This window comes from Psychrobacter piscatorii (genome assembly GCF_904846415.1).
In the GTDB taxonomy this organism is placed as follows: Bacteria; Pseudomonadota; Gammaproteobacteria; order Pseudomonadales; family Moraxellaceae; genus Psychrobacter; species Psychrobacter piscatorii.
Genome location: NZ_CAJHAR010000006.1, coordinates 27,414 through 47,640, shown reverse-complemented (window position 1 = coordinate 47,640; position 20,227 = coordinate 27,414). Strand labels below are relative to the sequence as shown.

The 20,227-nt window shown below is 41.2% G+C and carries 21 protein-coding genes and 2 pseudogenes; 10 read left to right on the top strand and 13 right to left on the bottom strand.

All coding sequences use genetic code 11. The features are described 5' to 3' along the window. Positions 1-261 precede the first annotated feature (261 nt). The 3 genes from JMX83_RS04225 to JMX83_RS04215 all read left to right on the top strand — a co-directional run bounded on the left by JMX83_RS04225 (position 262) and on the right by JMX83_RS04215 (position 3,861). A complete protein-coding gene (locus JMX83_RS04225; RefSeq protein ID WP_201599309.1) occupies positions 262-1,167 on the top strand; it encodes a LysR family transcriptional regulator in 906 nt (301 codons plus the stop codon). A gap of 582 nt (positions 1,168-1,749) precedes the next feature. Further along, complete coding sequence (locus JMX83_RS04220) at positions 1,750-2,913, top strand: iron-containing alcohol dehydrogenase (RefSeq protein WP_201599308.1); 1,164 nt, start codon at positions 1,750-1,752, stop codon at positions 2,911-2,913. Positions 2,914-2,961: 48 nt separating this feature from the next. Next, complete coding sequence (locus JMX83_RS04215) at positions 2,962-3,861, top strand: SMP-30/gluconolactonase/LRE family protein (protein WP_201599307.1); 900 nt, start codon at positions 2,962-2,964, stop codon at positions 3,859-3,861. A 391-nt stretch (positions 3,862-4,252) separates the two neighbouring features. On the opposite strand, the gene JMX83_RS04210 is transcribed toward JMX83_RS04215, so the two are convergent. Both JMX83_RS04210 and JMX83_RS04205 read right to left on the bottom strand, forming a co-directional pair. Further along, positions 4,253-4,591, bottom strand: a complete 339-nt coding sequence (locus JMX83_RS04210; RefSeq protein ID WP_201599306.1) for a LysR substrate-binding domain-containing protein — start codon at positions 4,589-4,591, stop codon at positions 4,253-4,255. A 290-nt stretch (positions 4,592-4,881) separates the two neighbouring features. Further along, positions 4,882-5,400, bottom strand: coding sequence for a MarR family winged helix-turn-helix transcriptional regulator (locus tag JMX83_RS04205; RefSeq protein WP_201599305.1), 519 nt, complete (start codon positions 5,398-5,400; stop codon positions 4,882-4,884). Positions 5,401-5,572: 172 nt separating this feature from the next. On the opposite strand from JMX83_RS04205, the gene JMX83_RS04200 reads away from it, so the two are divergent. The 4 genes from JMX83_RS04200 (at position 5,573) to JMX83_RS04185 (ending at position 8,505) form a co-directional block, all read left to right on the top strand. Then, positions 5,573-6,517, top strand: coding sequence for a DMT family transporter (locus JMX83_RS04200; RefSeq protein WP_201599304.1), 945 nt, complete (start codon positions 5,573-5,575; stop codon positions 6,515-6,517). Positions 6,518-6,644: 127 nt separating this feature from the next. Continuing rightward, positions 6,645-6,782 (top strand): hypothetical protein, encoded by a 138-nt coding sequence (locus tag JMX83_RS04195; protein ID WP_201599303.1) that lies wholly within the window; start codon positions 6,645-6,647, stop codon positions 6,780-6,782. Next, positions 6,775-7,938, top strand: coding sequence for an MFS transporter (locus JMX83_RS04190; RefSeq protein ID WP_201599302.1), 1,164 nt, complete (start codon positions 6,775-6,777; stop codon positions 7,936-7,938). Before JMX83_RS04195 ends, JMX83_RS04190 begins: the two co-directional genes overlap by 8 nt. 102 nt (positions 7,939-8,040) lie before the next feature. Then, positions 8,041-8,505, top strand: a complete 465-nt coding sequence (locus JMX83_RS04185; RefSeq protein WP_201599301.1) for an NUDIX hydrolase — start codon at positions 8,041-8,043, stop codon at positions 8,503-8,505. Positions 8,506-8,698: 193 nt separating this feature from the next. On the opposite strand, the gene JMX83_RS15180 is transcribed toward JMX83_RS04185, so the two are convergent. The 10 genes and pseudogenes from JMX83_RS15180 to rutA form a co-directional block, all read right to left on the bottom strand. Further along, entirely contained in the window at positions 8,699-8,986 is a 288-nt protein-coding gene (locus JMX83_RS15180) for a hypothetical protein (protein WP_227675720.1), read from the bottom strand. 411 nt (positions 8,987-9,397) lie between these two features. Then, positions 9,398-9,994 (bottom strand): malonic semialdehyde reductase, encoded by a 597-nt coding sequence (locus JMX83_RS04175; protein WP_201599300.1) that lies wholly within the window; start codon positions 9,992-9,994, stop codon positions 9,398-9,400. A gap of 18 nt (positions 9,995-10,012) precedes the next feature. Continuing rightward, positions 10,013-10,789 (bottom strand): pyrimidine utilization protein D, encoded by a 777-nt coding sequence (gene rutD / locus JMX83_RS04170; RefSeq protein WP_201599299.1) that lies wholly within the window; start codon positions 10,787-10,789, stop codon positions 10,013-10,015. Between the two features lie 147 nt (positions 10,790-10,936). After that, positions 10,937-11,578: pseudogene (ribB, locus tag JMX83_RS04165) on the bottom strand (3,4-dihydroxy-2-butanone-4-phosphate synthase); the annotation flags it as partial. Positions 11,579-11,686: 108 nt separating this feature from the next. Further along, on the bottom strand, positions 11,687-13,186 hold the full coding sequence (locus JMX83_RS04160; RefSeq protein ID WP_201599297.1) for a CoA-acylating methylmalonate-semialdehyde dehydrogenase: 1,500 nt from the start codon (positions 13,184-13,186) through the stop codon (positions 11,687-11,689). A 40-nt stretch (positions 13,187-13,226) separates the two neighbouring features. Beyond that, on the bottom strand, positions 13,227-14,585 hold the full coding sequence (locus JMX83_RS04155; RefSeq protein WP_201599296.1) for a solute carrier family 23 protein: 1,359 nt from the start codon (positions 14,583-14,585) through the stop codon (positions 13,227-13,229). A gap of 42 nt (positions 14,586-14,627) precedes the next feature. Next, positions 14,628-15,209, bottom strand: a complete 582-nt coding sequence (gene rutF / locus JMX83_RS04150; RefSeq protein WP_201599295.1) for an NADH-dependent FMN reductase RutF — start codon at positions 15,207-15,209, stop codon at positions 14,628-14,630. Between the two features lie 137 nt (positions 15,210-15,346). Beyond that, positions 15,347-15,730, bottom strand: coding sequence for a pyrimidine utilization protein C (gene rutC / locus JMX83_RS04145; RefSeq protein WP_057761062.1), 384 nt, complete (start codon positions 15,728-15,730; stop codon positions 15,347-15,349). A gap of 71 nt (positions 15,731-15,801) precedes the next feature. Then, positions 15,802-16,521, bottom strand: coding sequence for a pyrimidine utilization protein B (gene rutB / locus JMX83_RS04140; protein ID WP_201599294.1), 720 nt, complete (start codon positions 16,519-16,521; stop codon positions 15,802-15,804). A 14-nt stretch (positions 16,522-16,535) separates the two neighbouring features. Further along, positions 16,536-17,639, bottom strand: a complete 1,104-nt coding sequence (gene rutA, locus JMX83_RS04135) for a pyrimidine utilization protein A (protein ID WP_201599293.1) — start codon at positions 17,637-17,639, stop codon at positions 16,536-16,538. 470 nt (positions 17,640-18,109) lie between these two features. Here rutA and JMX83_RS04130 point away from each other — a divergent pair, with 470 nt between their 5' ends. From JMX83_RS04130 to JMX83_RS04120, 3 genes and pseudogenes are all read left to right on the top strand, one after another. Further along, positions 18,110-18,745 (top strand): TetR family transcriptional regulator C-terminal domain-containing protein, encoded by a 636-nt coding sequence (locus tag JMX83_RS04130; protein WP_227675718.1) that lies wholly within the window; start codon positions 18,110-18,112, stop codon positions 18,743-18,745. 109 nt (positions 18,746-18,854) lie between these two features. Then, the gene (locus tag JMX83_RS04125; protein WP_201599292.1) at positions 18,855-19,082 is read left to right on the top strand and encodes a transposase; all 228 of its coding nucleotides are present in this window, start codon (positions 18,855-18,857) and stop codon (positions 19,080-19,082) included. 283 nt (positions 19,083-19,365) lie between these two features. Beyond that, positions 19,366-19,614 (top strand): annotated as a pseudogene (locus JMX83_RS04120) (integrase core domain-containing protein); the annotation flags it as partial. A 7-nt stretch (positions 19,615-19,621) separates the two neighbouring features. On the opposite strand, the gene JMX83_RS04115 reads toward JMX83_RS04120, so the two are convergent. Continuing rightward, positions 19,622-20,158: a hypothetical protein gene (locus JMX83_RS04115; protein WP_201599290.1), complete on the bottom strand. Its 537-nt coding sequence runs from the start codon at positions 20,156-20,158 to the stop codon at positions 19,622-19,624. Positions 20,159-20,227: the final 69 nt, after the last annotated feature.

Here is a 20,227-nt window from a genome sequence, read left to right as displayed (position 1 = left end):
AATCAAGTCATCGAAGCCTTTATCTTGACGGCTCAATAATGACTAAGTTGTGTTAAACACTCACGAACACAGACTGCTAATTTAACCTAGCGGTCTTTCAGACAAAGCCAAACACAGCTTCAACTAGTCTATGATCTAATGTTCAAAACATCCTAAAATAGTCTACGCCTTGTTAATAGATTGATATATTGCATCAAAGGAAAATATTATTTTCTTTTTTTGCTATAATCCAAACCGCATTGTATCAATTGGAGCACAAATATGATTAAAGCTGACGATATGGTTTTATTCGTCCAAGTTGTTGAGGAAGGGTCATTTTCTAAGGTCGCTGAAAAACTGTCATTAACGAATTCAGTTGTTAGCAAGCGTATTGCCAGATTAGAAGAAAACTTAAATACTCAGTTACTTTATAGAACCACCAGAAAGTTGAGCTTAACCGATGCAGGTATGGTGCTTTATGAAAAAGCTAAAATTGCTAGATCTGCCTTTAAAGAAGCCGAAAATGCTGTAACGGGTTATGGTGAAAATATGAAAGGCAACATACGTATAACTATGCCAGCGGTCTCTGCCAAATTAATACTGAGCGAATCGATTGCCGAATTCTGTAAGCAACACCCTGATATTTCCGTAGACTTACACATTACCAATCGATTGGTTGATCTGATAGAAGAAGGATTTGATTTAGCAGTAAGAACTGCTGAGCTTGAAGACTCTTCGCTCATTGCAAAGCGCCTGATAGACAGCCAATGGGTGATATGTGCGACTCCAGACTATGTGAAGCAATATGGTATGCCTCAAACCCCTGAAGAATTAGAGAATCACGAGTGCTTGATTTATAAGTTTGATAACAACTCTAATAATGTATGGCCATTACATATAGACGGCACAAAGCAGTTAATGCCTGTCTATGGTCGATTTCATAGCAATCATCTTAGTGCGATTAAACAAGCCACGCTTAGCGATTTAGGTATCGCTTTTTTACCGCAAGCGCTAGTTTATGAAGAGATGCAGCAAAATATGCTCACGCAAATTTTGCAAAGCTTTACGCGAAAGAAATTGGGTATGTATGCGGTTTACCCTAGGGCAAGGCAACCTGATCAAAAACTCAAACTACTTATTGCCCATTTGCAAGAGTCACTACATCAAAAACAAGCTTATTATTGCTAAGTAACAAGCCTGTTTTTGATGTATGTAAAAATGGATATAATCAAAAAGCTAGCAATATATTTTGGGGTTGTAGTAGATAAGCACTGTGCTAGACTACTTTTATTGAGATAACTCTTTGTAAAGTATTAAAAAATATAGCGAAGGTTATTAGAGTTTTTCATGGTTGAAGTAGCCGTTAGAACAGCAGCATATTTGCTATATATCCAGCCTAATATTGCTGCGCTTTTTTATTAAAAAATCAAAATTATTAGATATCGTCAAGCTGCTTAACTAAAATCTCCTAAGTTTATTTCTACGGATTTGACGGCAGGGGTCAATTACAGGATAGAAATGTGCGAAGCATACACCTAAACACTCATCCGAAATTAGCAGCTAAAATGATAGCTGTTAAATCATTTAATGACTACCATCTGACGTTTATGCTAATGTAATATTTTACAAGCATCGGCTAATGAGGCTCAATAAACACTCAAGTATTGATGTTTCATAAGAGTCTAATAGATATAAAAGCACTCTTATTGTTGCATTGATTAGGCTCAGGAAGATAGTCTCTAAGCGTGTATATATACAAGGAAGAATAAAATGGCAGGGATTGAATTTTATACTAACGGTCATATTGTCAGCGAAGCTGACATTATGCGCCAAAAGCTAGGTATTTTAGCAAAACAATATTCTGCAACGTCAGCTATCATTATTACAGATACTGGTATATCCGAACTAGGATATGTCGATATCGCTCAGCAAGCCTTACAGGAAGTGGGTGTCAATGTAGTTGTGTTCGATAGTGTCATTGCTGACCCACCGATTGAAGTTGTTGAAAGTGCCATTGAGCTCGCAAGAGACAATCAATGTGACTTAATTATTGGTTTAGGAGGTGGAAGCTCTATTGATACAGCAAAAATTGTCGCCTTATATCCGAACGACTTTCAGTCTGTTAACGATATTTTGGATAAAGATATCAGTGGTTTCAAAAAACTACCACTGTTTGCCATACCGACCACTGCAGGTACAGGTGCAGAATCCACCTTTGTCTCCGTAATTACCGCAAAGGATGGCAGTAAAAAAGCCATTTATACTCCTAAAATCCTACCTGACGTTGCCATATTAGATGCAACCCTAACATTAAAACTACCCCGTCATATCACGGCAGCAACCGCGCTTGATGCTATGGTGCATTGTATTGAAGCCTACACGAGTCGTACTAAAAAGAATCCTATTTCAGATGCACTGGCCCTAAAGGGCTTACAGATGCTTTGGCATAATTTTGAAAAAGTGTTAAACCAAGGTGACAATATTGATGCTCGTGCTGATATGCTGTTAGGTTCTACATTGGCTGGCATCGCCTTCGTTAATGCCTCTGTAGCCGCCGTTCATGGACTCTCCTACCCTCTTAGTATTAACTTCCACATTCCACATGGACATGCTAATGCACTCGTTATGTGTGGTGTTTTCACATTTAACTTATCAGAAGCTGCTCCTCTCTACGCAGAGCTTGCTCGTGCTGTCATGCCTACTCAAATAGCTGGAATGACAGATTTGGACGCAGCGACTTCATTTATTAGTCAACTAAAAATGTTTTTGGAAAACAGTGGTCTTAAATACCGTTTGAGTGAATTGGATATTACAAAGAACGATATTCCTGCCCTAGCGGACATAGTCATCAATACTTATTCACGACTAATCGCGACCAATCCCAAAGATATGAATTTAGAGGAAGTTACTGCAATATATGAAGAAATAGCCTGATAAGAAATTTTTTTAAATAATTTTGTCCATCAATCAAGGAAGATGATCATGTCGAAATATGAATTAGAAGTTGCTGTTGATGACTTTCACTATCTAGAAGGACCTCGATGGTATCAAAATGCCCTATGGTTTGTCGATTTCTATACTCAAGGCGTTTATCGAGTTAATGATAAAGGAGTGGCAGAAAAGATTGTACATGTTGAACAACAACCTTCCGGTTTAGGGTGGCTGCCTGATGGACGTATGCTGGTCGTATCAATGAAAGACCGCAAGGTATTACGGTTAGAAAATGATGGTAACTTGGTCGTTCACGCGGATATTTGGGAGCATTGTGGTGGTCATGCCAATGACATGGTGGTAGCCTCTAATGGTGACGCCTATGTGGGCAACTTTGGCTTTGATTTGATGGGTGGCGCTGACCATAAAAATACAGGGCTTGTATTGGTTAAGCCTGATGGAAGCTCACAGATCGTTGCAGAAGGATTGGCATTTCCAAATGGTATGGTTATCTCTGCAGATCAAAAAAGATTGATCGTTAACGAGCTTTTTGGCAATAAAATTACGCAGTTTGATATTAACGAAGACGGTAGCCTAGGAGAAAAGCGTGACTTTGCTAATTTTGGAGAATTAGGTGATGAGCTAAATCTTGGCCTACGTATAGAGAATGCCAGCATATTACCGGATGGTTTAGCTTTAGATGCCAAAGGTGCTGTGTGGATCGCAGATACTTTAAATCAGCGAGCTGTACGTATAGCAGAGGGTGGTGAAATTTTAGACACTATCGATACTGCACCTGATGGTATCTTTGCAGTTGCCCTTGGCGGAAAAGACGGTAAGACATTATTTATGTGTGCGGCACCAGACTGGGATGAGACCTCTCGCAAGGCAGAAACTAAAGGACGTATGTTAGCTGCGCAAGTTAAGGTGGGGCATGCAGGTACGCCATAGTTAAAAAGTTTTTCAGAACGTAAATCTAAAACAAGCCACTAGTAAGTGGCTTGTTTTATCTTTGAGTCATCAGTTTTTTATAAAAATATGCAACGTATATCATTTTTTCTTGTCTAGCCTTCAAAAATTAGAAGGTCGATACTAATAGTATTTTTATATACTAATAACTACATGCCAATTTGGGTCACTATAAAGTAAATAGTAGTACCTATATAGTGACCAACTGCATAACCTACAGTACCGACGTATTCAAATGCTGCGGCAACTCCGAAAAAATCTTAACCACCCAATCAAGAAAAACATCCAGTCGACGCGATAGTCGTCTATCACCAGGGTAAATCGCGCTTAAGTGCATAGGTTCTGGCAACGTGTCAGAGAGAACTTGCACCAATTACCCAGAAGCAAGCAACAGCTCGAAGCGGTAATGTGGTGCCTGAATCAGTACAAGACCGTGAAGTGCAAGATCTACAGCGGTGTCTAAGTTATCTGTCATGACTCTAGCAGAGATCTTGCGCATTTCAATTTTGCCATCACGCTGAAACTCCAGTGGCATGATATCACCTGTGCGAGAGGAGACAAAACCTACCATGAAATGATCTGCAAGCTCATCGATACTCTCAGGTCTACCATATTGTTTTAGATAACTTGGACTGGTGCAGGTGATTTCGGGCAAAAAACCCAAACGGCGCATACGCATACTACTGTCATCTAGGGTTCCAGCTCGCAACACGCAATCCACCCCTTCTCACACTAGATCAACAAAACGATCGCTCTGGCCAAATTGAATAGTGATGTCAGGATAAGTAAGCAGAAATTCTGGTAAGCGAGGCGTGATGAATGTACGGGTTAATAATCCAGAGGCGTCAATCCTTAAGTGCCCGCAGGGCGTTGTCGTTTTAAACGAGCTATAGGCGTCCTCTACTTCATCTAGAATAACTCTGGCAAGGATATTCGTGCCCTCTGTGAGAGCACATCACCAGACCATGAATAATTTATCTCTATATAGAGATAAATTTATTTTTAGACAGTAGGAAGCTGATTTTCGACTTTCTTTAATAATAAATTGATGATAAGTAGCTCTTCCTTACTAATATCATTCATTAATTCATTCTCCAGTTGCACGTGTGATGCGACGGCTCTATCAATCAAGTCAAGGCCCTTGGGAGTTAGTTTGACTAATAAGCTTCGTTTATCATCTGGGTTGTCAATGCGCTCAATAAGCTTTTTCTTTTCTAAATGCTGTAAGCGATTGGTCATCGTACCAGAACTCACCATCATACTATCAAACAAAACGGTTGGGCTCATTAAATATGGGGTGCCTATGCGCCGTAATGTCGCCAACACATCAAATTCCCAATGTGATATTTGGTAATTTATCTTATAGTTAGCAGATAATTTTCGCATCAATATCACTTCTAACCGCTTGATACGACCTATAGTCTCCATTGCCAACAACCTATCAGTAGCAAATCCTTGGTCTTGCCACTGGCTAATAATCTTCTGTACCGCATCTTCTTGTACACACCCTTCAGTTTGCATTGATTTATTCCTCGTTACGATCAAAATTTTTATGATTTTGGAGATATTAAAATGTCTATTTCTACTGAGAAAATTACTCTTAAGCAGTAATAATAGCAATATTTTTATCTTGAAATAGAGATATTAAATGATATTCTGACATCAAGGTCATTTTCGGCCGTTAGGATATTGTATGACTAAGTTTACAGAGCGAAATAGCTCTCCTTGTAGAAGTGTATGGTTAGTTCCTTTAATTTGTCTTCTGGTTGGAGGCGCGTTACTTGGTATCTCTACCAACGTGGCAAAATATGCGGGTGAAATCGGTTTATCTCCGCTTGCCTTTTTATTTTGGTCAATTGCTGGTGCTGCCACAATCCTGTTAGCTATTGCGTTACTACGCCATGAACTTCCACCTCTCAATACACGCAGCTTTGAGTATTACTTTGTTTCTGCTTTGGTCAGCGTTGCAGGGTCTAACTTACTTTTCTTCTCCGCTGTTCCTCATGTTGGTGCTGGCTTTGTAGCCCTAATTATTTCTTTACCACCACTTCTCACCTATCTTGGGGCATTAGCGTTAGGGATGGAACGATTTCAAACTGTTCGAGCGCTTGGGGTTGCAGCGGCACTTGCCGGTGCTGGTGTACTGGCTGCACGCAAATTTTCTGCACCAGATGCCAGTGTGTTTTGGATTTTTATAGCACTTTGCGGTCCTGTTTTGCTTGCCATTGGCAATCTCTATCGTACATTGCGCTGGCCGAAAGGAGCATCTCCCAATGCACTTGCTCCAGGAATGCTTATTGCGGCTGTGATATTACTTGGCGCAACAAGTCTCTTACCAATATTCTCACTTGCTGTCCCACTGGGAGATTTCCTACCACTTGGTTTGATCGCCTTGCAGGCCTTTATCTTCGCTGCTCAGTTTCAATTATTGTTTCTACTTCAAAAAACGGGTGGTCCGGTTCTACTAAGCTTACTAGGGTCTGTTGGGGCCGTTGTGGGTGTTCCTGTTGCTATTTTTTTACAAGGTGAATCCCCGCCGGACGGACTAGTTCTAGGTGCATCCTTGATCATACTCGGTGTCATACTTGTTACATGGGGTGGAATGAAGATGATGGCATCTATTGCAATAAAAAGTTGAAGTGCCTGATGAAACCTAGAATTAGTAAGTTTGTTCTCCTTTTTAAATTCATTCAAAAAATCTGATAACCCTCAATACAGTGAGATTAATGACCTTCTATCTAACAATATTTAAAAGGATGAAAAATATGCCTCAGTACAACTTAGCCAGTCTGCAACGAATTTCTAGCAAACATCATTTCACTTGTTTTTTAGATAATAACTTACCAGTAAAACCACAAGCAATTGCCACACGTAATCCATCACATGAGGTAGTCAATGAGTAAGCTTGGTTATAATCAATGGATACTAGCCACTATAACAATACTTGTAGGTCTTAACCTTAGACCTATCATGGCTTCGATATCTCCAATCATACCCGTTTTAATAGATACTGTAGGAATCAATAATCAAACTGCCGGTCTATTGACTACTGTGCCAGTTGCAATGATGGGTTGCTTTGCCCTTTTAGGTCCTAGAATTCAATCTAGAGTAAGTGAGTATTTAGGCATATTGGCTGGATTGTTGGCTATAGCACTTTCTTGTACCTATCGATTTTTTGTTGATTCTGTATTACTTCTACTGATAACTTCGCTTATTGGAGGTATTGGTATAGCAATTATCCAAACTCTAATGCCAGCTTACCTAAAAAGAATGACGCCAGAAAATGCCAGCGTTTTTATGGGGTTGTTTACAACGGGTATTATGGCTGGGGCTGCGATCTCAGCGGCTACGGTATCCCCCTTAGAAGGAGTGTTTGGATGGAATATCGCTTTATCGATTATGGCTATCCCTACCATATTAGCAATTATACTGTTTGCTTCTGGTATGCCACGTATCGAAAGTAGTAGAAACGGTTATTTACCTTTACCTCTAAAGTCTAAAAATGCATGGTTGCTAATGCTTTTCTTCGGTATAGGTACTGGCGCCTATACATTAGTTTTAGCTTGGTTGCCGTTGAACTATACGCAGCTTGGATGGAGTAGAGACGCCTCTGGTGCTTTACTCAGTATTTTGACGGTGGCAGAAGTGATTTCTGGTATCTTAATTTCTATATTCATCAAAAAACTCACTGATCGCCGCAAGCCTTTATTTATCACTCTATCGCTCATATTGATTGGTCTAGTGTTACTTATTTATATTCCCTCAAAGCTTGCTTTTTTAACTGTGATAATTTTAGGGTTGGGGATCGGTGCTTTATTTCCTTTATCCTTAATCGTAGCACTTGATTATGCCTCTAGCGCCAAGCAAGCAGCGACTTTATTAGCGTTTGTACAAGGTGGTGGATACTTAATTGCCTCTGCTTTCCCTTTAATAGCGGGTGTTCTAGTTGATTCTTCAAGTGATTTGACGGGATCGTGGGTTGGAATGATTATTGGGATTTTGCTATTACTTGCTATGTGCAAGAAGTTTTCTCCACGAGATTTTGTAGTTTGGTATTAATATACCTATAATGAACCAATCAAGCGCTTTCATTGGTTCGGTTTCCTAATGAGGACTTGAATATTCAGCTATGCTCTATGCTCTATTCTAAATTGAGTTTTTATGTCTAATAAACTAAGTAATGAACCTATAATACAATACGATCCACAGAGCCTACGTCCAATAGTAGCTACTATTGGAGTGCTTTTTAAAGATGGAAAGGTGCTTTTAGTACGCCGTGCTAACCCACCCGATGCAGGTCGATGGGGTTTTCCCGGTGGTAAAATTGAACGTGGGGAAACTGTTAAAGATGCTGCCGTTCGTGAACTTTATGAAGAGACAAGTATTGTATCAAATGCCTTCAAAACATTTAACGCTGTAGACGCGTTTGACTTTGACAATAGTGGTAAGCTTCGTCATCATTTTGTTCTTGTAGCCGTACTTTGTATTTGGGTTTCTGGTGATCCTCTAGCAGGTGATGACGCTCTAGAAGCTAGATTTTTCGATATTGAAGATTTTATCAATACAAATTTAGCGCTTAGTTTAGATGTTACAGAGATAGCATTACAAGCCTCTGAGTTACTCTAAAAAGTAAGAATGTTCGATATTCTATACCTTACAGGAACCAGTTATTTCACTCCTTCAAACCTATTGATAGACCACTCAAAACAGAGTAACATAGTGGAACCGCTTGTATTAGACCACTGAATTTATTGTATTTATTACATCTTATGCAAATAATTTATTTCTATCATAGTAAGCTTGAACAAAATAATTTTTATCATAAAACCAGCTCATAACTCGTACTACGTCCTGATGCCTCAGATTTTTGCATCATACCCTTCTCTATTAAATCATTAATATCTCGTAGTGCCGTATCTATAGAGCATTTAGTAATGGTCGCCCATTTTTTAGTGGTGAGCTTACCATATAAACCATTCAGTAAAGCGTTCAACATTTTCACTTGCCTATCATTCAGAGCGTGCTGTCGATGCGTCTGCCAAAAACCTGCTTTACTGATAATTTTATTCGTGGTTTCTTGAGCCGTAGCGATTGATTGCTCTAGCATTTGTAAAAACCACACCAACCAATAGTAATAGTTTTTGTTCGATCATTGCTACTCAGTCCAGTTTGGATGCTCATGAATATAAGTAATATAGTTCATATTTTCCTTAAAGATATGCACAGATAAAGCTATTGACCTCCTTATATTATGCAGAGAATAAACAATAGAAACAGCACCTACGAATTTTGAAACTAGAAAAGTGACATTAATAATAGATGTAATAAAGAAGAGTTTTTAATAACAGTATCTATAAAAGCGATAATCCTCATGATCCATTTAATAGTTAAGCCATCTGCTCATACTTAGCAGGTGGCTTAACTATTAAATGGAAGAGCCAAACATACCCCTCCATATAGCCTCAATTCAGTCCATTACTCCTAAAATAAGATGACATAGTGGATGAATCGCTTGTTTTTACAAGATCTGACAAGCCTCATCAAAATCCAATCTTGGCAGACGGCTGTATAACTGATCCTCTTGACCATAACCTATATTGATGAGTAGGTTTGAGGAACAATTAATGTCTTTAAGAAAAGTTTTATCTATTAATTCATTATTAAATCCAGACATAGGGCCGGTGTCTAAACCCAAGGCTCTACAAGCCAAAATTAGATAGGCTGCTTGCATAGAACTGTTTCTAAACGCCGTTTCTTTTATAAGTTCAGGACTAGAGTTAAACCACGATCTGGCATCCGTATGTGGGAATAATTTGGGAAGCTGATCATAAAACTCATTATCATAAGCGACAATCACTGTGACAGGTGCCGTCATTGTTTTTTCGATATTACCTGATGACAATGCTGGCTCTAAGCGTGCTTTAGCGTCATCAGATTTGAGAAATACAAACCGCGCCGGTGAACAGTTAGCCGAAGTAGGCGCCATTTTAACCAAGTGATAGATCTCTTCAAGTAGTACATCTGGCACGTCTTTTTTTTGCCAAGCGTTAAAGGATCTGGCCTTACCAAACAGCTGATCAAGACCTTCTGAGGATAACGATAGGGAGTCAGTCATAACATTTCCTTATTGATATTAAATTTTGGATAAGAATTGAAGAATTTTGCTATTGGTTGAGCAGGTCTCTGTGATTGTGCTGGCATGGCCACCCGTCACCATTAACTCAAACTGGGCGTTTTGCATACTATCGGCTAGCGCCAGACCGCGTTGCCATGGCACCAACACATCATCAAGATTGCTTAAGACTAACGTCTTATTTTTGATATGCTTGGCATTTATCAGGGGCTGATAAGCCTGCAAGGCTTTTAGTCTCGTTGAGACGTTCTCGACTGGCGCAAAGTGATCGATGGCTTTGTTTTCTTTTTGCGTGAGTGCGTCTATGTTGTCTGAGATCCATATTGGCGGGTACAAAAATATCGCTTGGGCGCGCACAAATGCTTCTATACCTGTGTTTTCTATCAAGCTTTGTCGCATGCTAAAACATTTAATCGTGTGAGGATCGAGGCTTTCCCAACCATTTAAGATGACCAGTTTATTTAACAATTCTGGCGCTTTATAAGCGACTTCCATACCGATAAATCCGCCAAGCGCGTGACCGACGAAATGACAATTAGACAGCCCTTCTTGTTTTAATATTTCAATTAATTGTTCTGCTAAATCTTGCATAGAATAGTCATCGGGTAAGAGATCACTATCAGGCGATACGCCCTCTTGTTCATAGCAAATCACATTATAATACTCGGTAAAACTCTCAATTTGAGGTAACCAAAAATCAGCATGCCCGCCTAAACCTGAACTAAATACGACCGTTTCTGACGTGTCGTTCTTACAAGGATATTTTTTAACTAACATAGGGTTTCATCCAATTTTAGTAAATTTCAAATTGCGGTAAAAGTATCTAATGGCTTATAAAATCAAGTTAAATTAAATTTACTAAATCAATTCAACGGTATGCTCATCGCTTTCATCATATCCGTACGCTAGGGTTTCTTCGAAGTTTTCGACTTCGCTTTCACCTTTACTTTCGACAGCCTCTTGAGACTTAATATATTTAATTAACGCGTCTATGGTGCCGACCTTTAGATTATGAGTATCGGCGAATTTCATCAGATCGTCTCTACGAGCCATCTCACCATCTTGATTGATAATCTCTACAATAACCGCCGCAGGTTCCAAGCCAGCCAGTCTCGTTAGGTCACAACCTGCCTCCGTGTGACCAGCGCGTTCTAAGACACCGCCTTCTTTAGCCACTAATGGAAAAATATGACCTGGGGTTACGACGTCATCAAAGGTAACGTCTTGAGACACAGCAGTTCTGATAGTCTGAGCTCTGTCTGCCGTTGATATACCGGTACTTACGCCTTTTGCTGCATCAATGGAAACAGTGAAATTTGTACTGTAAGGTGCCTTATTGTCTTTGCACATGAGAGGTAATTTTAATTTCTCGCAACGCTCGGACGTCAAGGTCAAACAAACCAAACCTCTGGCATGTGTAATCATAAAATTGATATCATCAGGCTTGGCTAAAGTAGCTGCCATAATGAGGTCACCTTCATTTTCTCGATCCTCATCATCCATGATGATGACCATCTTGCCTGCTTTAATATCTTCAATGATTTCTGGTATTGTATTGATATTCATAAAACCCACCATTTACATTTATATTTGCTTTTATATGTTGTTCTGTAGAGCCTATTGTCAATTGATCACACGCTCTACATAACGTCCTACGTTTGCTAAGCCGTATACCTACTTCATAGAGATAGTGGTATTTACGCCTTCACTAGCATCTTCATCAAACCAGCGTGATATCACTGTTTTAGTCTGCGTATAAAACTGCACCGCTTGCTTGCCGTAAGGACCTAAGTCACCGAGCTTACTGGCTCTAGACCCTGTAAACGAAAACATCGGTAGCGGTACTGGAATTGGTAAATTAATACCAACTTGTCCAACATCGATATCTTGTTGGAACTTATGTGCATGGGCGCCAGACTGGGTGAAAATTGCGGTACCATTACCATTCGGATTGGTATTGATAATCTTAATGGCTTCCTCAAGCGTGTCGGCATACATAATGCATAGGACAGGACCAAAGATCTCTTCGGTATAGCAGCTCATATCAGCTGTTACATTGTCCAAGATGGTTGGACCAACAAAGTTACCATCCTCGTAACCTTCTACCTGACAACCACGACCATCTAATCTGAGAGTTGCCCCTTCGTCTATCCCTGCTTGAATTAAGCGCTCGACACGGGCTTTGGCTTGCTTAGATATTAGCGGACCTAAGTCTTTATCATCCTTTCCAGCAGACACTACCAGCTGTGCTGATTTTTCTACAATCTCATCGACCCACTGTTTAGACTCTCCAACCAATACCACGACAGACAATGCCATGCATCGCTGCCCTGCTGCACCAAATGCGGCCCCTGCTAACTGATTTAAGCTTTGTTCTTTATTGGCGTCAGGCATGATAACGGCATGGTTTTTTGCACCCATCATACATTGCACACGTTTGCCAGCCTGACCTGCTCGATCATAGACATGCTTACCCACCGCAGTTGAGCCAACAAAAGATATCGCTTTTATATCTGGATGATCGCACAGTGCATCCACCGTATCTTTACCACCATGAACCACATTTAACACCCCTTTTGGTATACCCGCTTCAAGTGCCAACTCGACCAACCTCATGGTAACGATTGGATTTTGTTCAGAGGGTTTTAAGATGAACGTGTTGCCTGTGGCGATGGCCATTGGAAACATCCATAGCGGTATCATGGCAGGGAAATTAAAGGGAGTAATACCTGCACAGACACCTATTGGCTGTTGAACGGTGTACATATCAACACTACTGGCAACGTTTTCAATGTAGCCACCTTGTTGCAAGTTACCGATACCTGATGCGTGTTCTACGACCTCCAAGCCTCTAAATACATCACCTCTAGCATCTGCCAGTGTCTTACCTTGTTCTTCAGTCAGTAGCGCTGCCAGCTCATCCATATTTTCACGTATCAGTTGTTGATACTTTAGAAACACACGCGCTCGTTTGCTGATGGGTGTGACACGCCAACTCTGAAAGGCCTCAGATGCCGTTTTGATCGCTTGCTCGATTTCCGCAGGTGTTGATTGTGGTACCTTGGCGATAACTTCTTGAGTAGCTGGATTGGTGATATCAATCCATTCTGTGGTCGTTGATTCGGTAAATTCGCCATTGATTAATTGTTGTACGCTGCGTGGTTCTGTATTCATGACACGATTCCTTAAGGTGATATCAAATAGGGATTAAAATTTATGGATTGAGTTTTAAGAGCGGCTCTGATGTAGCGACTTCTCTCTCAGTGGTCACGCTCACCTCTTTTTGTTTGTTTTTAAAATTGAAAGCGAGGTTCATAAGAATGGCTAAGAAAGTAGCGGTACCGATGCCGCCTAAATCAAAGCCTGCAATGTTTAATGAATAGTTGCCAGTACCTAGGATTACTGGGACGGCGGCTACCAACATATTGCCATTCTTACTAAAATCAATTTTTGCATTCATCCAGATACGCGCACCAGCGATGGTAATCAAACCAAAGACAACGATTGAAGCTCCGGTCAAAATAGGCACAGGAATGGTACTTACCAAGGTGCCAAACTTAGGGGATAAACCCAATAAGATTGCAAAGACACCTGCTATGACAAAGACGACTGTAGAGTAAATTTTGGTCGCGGCCATCACGCCGATGTTTTCTGCATAGGTCGTCATACCAGTACCGCCTACCGAGGCTGAAAGCGTGGTACAAAGGCCATCAGCGAAGAACGCTCTACCCATATAAGGTGAGATACTTTTACCAGTCATAGCTTCTACTGCTTTGAAATGCCCAAGATTTTCAGCGATCAAGATGATAAAGACAGGTGCAATGACTAATATGGCACTGGTCTCAAAGACAGGAGAATAAAGGGTTGGAATACCGAACCAAGCGGCATTTGCAATTGGACTAAAATCAATAGGCGTGCCCATGCCCAATACATTCGTTAATAGGAAATAAATAAAATATGCAGCGACCAATCCGATTAACAGTAACAGGCGCCTGACCATACCTTTGGTAAATACGGCGACCGAACAGATACACAACACGGTGACCAACGCCATCCAAGAATCAAAGCTACTGCCAATGACGCTTTGTATGGTGACAGGCGCTAGGTTCAATCCGATAATCATCACAATGGACCCAGTGACCACAGGTGGCATCAGGTTCTCAATCCATCCTGCACCTGTTTTCATCACCAGCAAACCCATCAATGCGTATAAGACCCCACAGACCAGTGTGCCCCCAAGCGCAATACCAATATTTGGATTGATACCCGTGCCGCTATAGCCTGTTACTGCTGCGACCGCTCCGATAAATGCAAAGCTAGAACCCAAATAACTGGGTACGTGACCGCCCGTGATAAGAAAGAAAAGTATCGTGCCTATACCAGTGATAAGCATTGTTAAGCTAGGATCGAATCCCATCAATAACGGGGCTAAGATTGTCGCACCGAACATGGCGAATGAGTGCTGTGCGCCTAACACCACGCTTTTACCCATTGGTAAGTATTCATTGATACCTACCGGTGTCTTTTCTAGGTTCCCAGTGTAGGGACGCCATTTAACAAACCATTTATCCATTTTGAATATCCTTAAAAAGTAGAGGGATGACACTTAGTACACTTAATTCGTGCACTTACTCAATTGATGGTAGCCTCGATTGAAATAGATGAGACTTTCACAATCAGGCTTGTGTTTGATATCCAATACTTCACAAATAAGAATATCGTGGGTTCCTACCGAGCTGATGAGCTTGATTTTGCAATCAAAAGAGATACTGGCATCTTCTAATACAGGCGATCCGGTTGACAGCGTGGACCAATTGCCTTGCTCAAATCTTTCTTCTAACGCCTTTTTACCCCCGAACACACCGCTTAAATCTTGATGTTCAAGACCAAGTGTGTTGACGCATAGCACCATATTTTCTTTAAAAAATTTGTATACAGACGCGCTTCTGTTTAAACATACTAATAGGGTTGGCGGTTCGTCAGTGACACTACACACCGCTGAGGCGGTAAACCCTGCCCGCCCTGCTGGACCCTCAGTGGTAATAATGTTCACGGCAGCCGCCAGCTTGCTCATCGCATCTCTAAAAGACTGCTGCATGTCGGTTAAGTTTCCTGCCGTAGAGGTGAATGATTCTTTAGACTTATGTTTCATTAATGAGGATTGCGTTACTTGGCTTTCTTTAATTACTGTATTCATCTGTCATTTCCTTTTAAACAATATTCCGCCACATGTGTAGTCAACTAAAGCGCCCTACTACAGTCCAATGCAATGCTAGAGGGTTCGATGTCAGGTGACTTTAAATTCACTAACTGCAGTTATTTTTAAGCAGGTTTTCATCCAATGTGCGCTATGGACGCGATTTCGACGAGGGCGTCTGGTTTGACCAATCCACATTGGATACAAAATCTTGCTGGCTTTTCATTGGGAAAAAATTCTGCATAGACTTGATTGACTGCGTCATAATCTGCCCAATCTTTTACAAAGATTGAATTAAACGTCACATCATCCATATCACCGCCAGCGGTTTGAATAACGTTTTGAATCGTTGTTAACACATGGCGAGTTTGCGCGGCGGCATCACCCACATGTACGACATCGTTGTTTTCATCAAAAGGCAAAGTGCCCGAGACATAAACGATGTTATCGGCCTTAGTTGCGGGTACATAAGGGGCTAATGGTTTGCTTGTACCTTCAGGTATAATCACTTGTTTAGACATATCTACATTCCTATTTAAGTTAAGTATGAAGCGCTTGGTTTAGGCTCCTAAAAAGCCAGATATCAAAAAGATTAAGTATCCAAAAAGCACTGCTGCATGCTGGCAACATCAGAGACCCAACCAAAAAAGGTTTTTACGTTATAGAGAGTGGCGTCATGAGCCTCTACTGGCCCTGCTTGATAACAAGCGTCATCTAACAAAACTCCAAAATACTCAAGAAAAAACCCATCTCGAAGCGTAGATTCAACACAGACGTTGGTCGCGATACCAGTGAACAATAGATTACGTATGCCTCGTGACCGCAATACGCTATCGAAGTTGGTATTGGCGAAGCCGCTATAACGAGGCTTATCTATAACGATGTCTTGCGGCGCAGGGCTAAGCTCGTCGACCAACTCATAATCCCAGCCTCCTTTTGCCAATAGTGTTCCCTCAAGTTCAGGGTTTTTACGCATGGTTTTTAAGGCGTTTGATTTGTGATAATTGGGCGACCCGCTACCACCAGCCTCCACATATTTGTTATCCCAGCCATTTCTAAAATAGATGACTTGTATGCCAGATTGATGCGCAATATCCACGGCTTGCTTGATTTTATCGATGACGGGTTTGGTTGACGTCACATCAAACCCAGCCAAATCCAGATAACCACCTTGGCTGGCATACGCGTTTTGCATGTCCACGACAATCAATGCGGTTTGCGATGGATCTAACTTGATAGGTTCAGGCAACGACTCTAAAACGGGAGAGGATTGTTTGGTAAAGTCTGCACAAATAGTATTAACCGAATTCATATCCACTCCTTTTATTAGGCTTCGCTCATGGCTTGGCTGGCAACTGGTGTATCAACATTGATGCGGCTTTTCATCAGGGGCTGGATTTTGCTGCCAAAATCCTCAACACCTTGCACGAAATCATCAAAGGTCAATAAGACACCATCCGTACCTTGTACTTCAGCGACTTCGTCTAACATGCTGGCGACGTTTTCAAAAGAGCCGACCAGCGTACCCATGTTGATATTGACTGGCGAAACGCTTGAGGCCATATGGCGGATGTTGGTATCTTTGCCTGAGGTTTTGTCCTTACCACCTTGCGATTGCAACCAATCAATGGCTTCAAAATCCGCACCGTCATTGTATGATTGCCATTTTGCCTGAGCTTTTTCATCGGTCTCATCTGCAATGACCATAAAGAGCACATAGGTGGGAACATTACGGCCCGTCTGATCTGTATGTACTTTTAAGCGGTCATTAATACCAGCGTAGGCAGTTGGCGTGTTCAGACCTTTACCAAAGACAAAGTTGTAATCAGCATATTTCGCAGAGAACGCCAAACCTGTATCTGATTGACCCGCACAGATAATTTTCATATCCGCTTTTGGAATAGGCTTCACCTGACAATCATTCATCTGAAAGAACTCACCCTTCAAATCAGATTGGCCTGTCGCCCACAGATCTCTTAGGATTTGTACATATTCAGATAAATACTCATAGCGCTTACCAAAATAATCGTTGCCTGGCCACATTCCCATCTGTCCGTATTCTGCTTCTTGCCAGCCAGTCACGACATTCAATCCAAACCGTCCGTTCGAGATACTATCAAGCGTCGACGCCATTCTGGCTACGATTGCGGGCGGCATCACTAACGTTGCTGATGTGGCATAGATTTTTATTTTGGACGTGACTGCTGCGAGTCCTGCCATCAAAGTAAAGCTCTCAAGGTTATAATCCCAAAACTCAGTCTCACCGCCAAAACCGCGCAGCTTGATCATTGAGAGCGCAAAATCAAAACCGTAATGCTCGGCACGTTGCACAATTTGCTTGTTGAGCTCAAATGTTGGTTTGTACTGAGGCGCGTTTTTTGAGATTAACCAGCCATTGTTACCAATCGGACAAAAAATTCCTATTTCCATGAGGTCACCTATAGATTTTGAGAAGAGAAGAAGAAAGCTATAAAAGAAATGAAAATTCTTTTACATTTTTATCAAAGCAAAACTCATGCCATATTTTTTTATTTATATTTATCAATAACTTATATAATTTTTACCCAAAATTTTTTAGACCATATGGTTTAAAAAAATGCATAACAATAGTGCGGACTGTTATAAAACGGTGCGGTTTGTTATAAAATAGTGCAGAAACACTTGAAAAAGGAATTTTGGTGGTAATCTGGACACGGTGAGTTAGATTAGTAGTAAAAAGGATGTTGGTGAGGGCTATCGCTGCGATTAGTGATCCATAGAATAATAAGGTGTTGATCGCTGCTGAGCGAGCGATATTGGTCAATAAATGGCGCTTGTAATGATTGCTTTGGCCATTTTTAAATTGAATCAACCATCATCTAAAATTAGGTTTATACGACTTTATAATGAAGGACATGACAGTGAAAGACAGCGTGCTCAAAGAAGAGGCAGAAACGAGTTCAAAAGTACTAAAGAAAAAAGCACATATCATTAATGCGGCATTGATCGTCTTTTCACAAGAAGGACTGAATGGGGCACGAATGGAGAGGATTGCGGAAGAGGCTGATATTTCTAAATCGAATATATTTTATTACTTCGACAGTAAAGAGGTTCTGTATATTGCTGCTTTGGAAGCGGTGCTGAGTGAGTGGTTGTCCCCTTTGAGCAATATTAACGTCAACCAAGATCCAAGAAATGCGCTCAAAACTTATATCGAAGAAAAATACAAGATTTCAAAGAAATCACCTGCAGCATCGAGACTATATGCATTAGAGATCATGCAAGGAGCGCCTCACTTAATGGGGGTGCTGAAGGGACCTTTAAGATATTTGGTGCGAGAAAAGGTGGCAGTGATTGACGGGTGGATTGCGGACAATAAGATTAAGTCCGTTTCTGCGATCCATTTAATTTTCCATATTTGGGCAGTCACTCAGCACTACTCTGACTTTTCTACGCAAACTGAAGCTATTTGTAATCATAGTTTAAGAAATAAGAAATTTGCTAATGATGCGTTAAACACTAGCATTCAACTTCTTGTAGATAGTTTGATTATATAATTTGATATTGTTATCGATGTCTTGCGTCTCTATACCGCCTTTGCTGTAGTGGCATAATAAAATTGGACAGCGCATAAGCGGTTATACTACCCCAAAGAGGATAAGCAGTATGACTACCAAACGCCGCGAATATACCCGAGAATTCAAATTAGAAGCCGTCAGTTTAGTGATTGAGCATAATCGCAAAGTTGCTGAGGTTGCCCAGTCGCTAGGAATAGGAATCTCCACCTTAGACAACTGGGTGCGCAAGTATAGAAAAGAGCAGCAAGGGATTACGCCAACTCAAGGTTTGGCACTTACCGATGAACAACGAGAGCTACAGGCGCTTCGCAAATAAGTTAAGCAATTGACCATGGAGTGCGACATCTTAAAAAAGGCTTCAGCTCTACTGGCATCAGACGGTCTCAAAAGCTACTACTGATAAGTAGGCTTGTAGAGCAAGACAAACGCCTAAATAAAAGCCAGTTGTGTCGTCTATTTGGTATAGTGAGAAGCACCTACTACTACAGCAAACAGACTAAACCCATTGATATTGCGCGTGTCAAACTCAAAGCTTTGATACGTCAGGTATTCAACGAATCAAAGCAGTCAGCAGGCACTCGCATTGTGAGGGCATGACACAAAGTATGAGCCGTCGTGGTAATTGTTGGGACAACGCACCCACTGAGCGCTTCTTTAGAAGCTTTAAGACAGAATGGGTGCCTAAGGGTGGCTACGAGGATATAGCTGAAGCATCAAGTGCTATTAGCGATTATATCTGGGACTACTACCAAACGGTAAGACCGCACAGCTTCAATCATTATTTGCCGCCGGCTGAAAAAGAAAGACGTTACTTTAATCAAAACCTCTTATCAGGTGTCCTAAATTAGTTGACCACTACAACACCTCCTGCTGTACCATTAGAATGTCTTCACTCATGCCCTTATCAATGAGCGCTTTAGCTAGCTTAGCTTGTACTTCATCAAGCGTAGGCGCAGCAGCCACACCACCTGTGGTTAAAGCACCTTCTACACTACCCGTCCCTAAGGCACCAAGCGCCGTGTGAGCCGCGACTCTATAGATACCGCCTTCATCCCACTTGGCAATAGCTTCATTTTTCTCCGTATTACTAAGCGTAGTGTCAGCTATGATCGCTTTGATTCGATTATTGGCAAAGTCCCCAACCGCCTTCGGTGCTTCCTTGCCAAACTCCTGCGTAATTTGCGTCTGCGCTCCTAACTCCTCATTCACTCGACTGGCATCAAAGTTATTCTCAAGCTTACCCGCTAAGGCTTCACGGTTATCAGTGGTGAATATGCCTTGTGGATCATTGTAACCACTGACCCCGCCTTCGGTAATACTGCTGTCACTGTCACTATCGCTATCGCTATCGCTATCGCTATCGCTATCGCTGCCATAACCTAGGCCGTTCATACCAATTCTTCAAATAAAAATGAAAATCATTTGCATTTTTGAGTGATTTTTATTTAGAATGCTTCATTT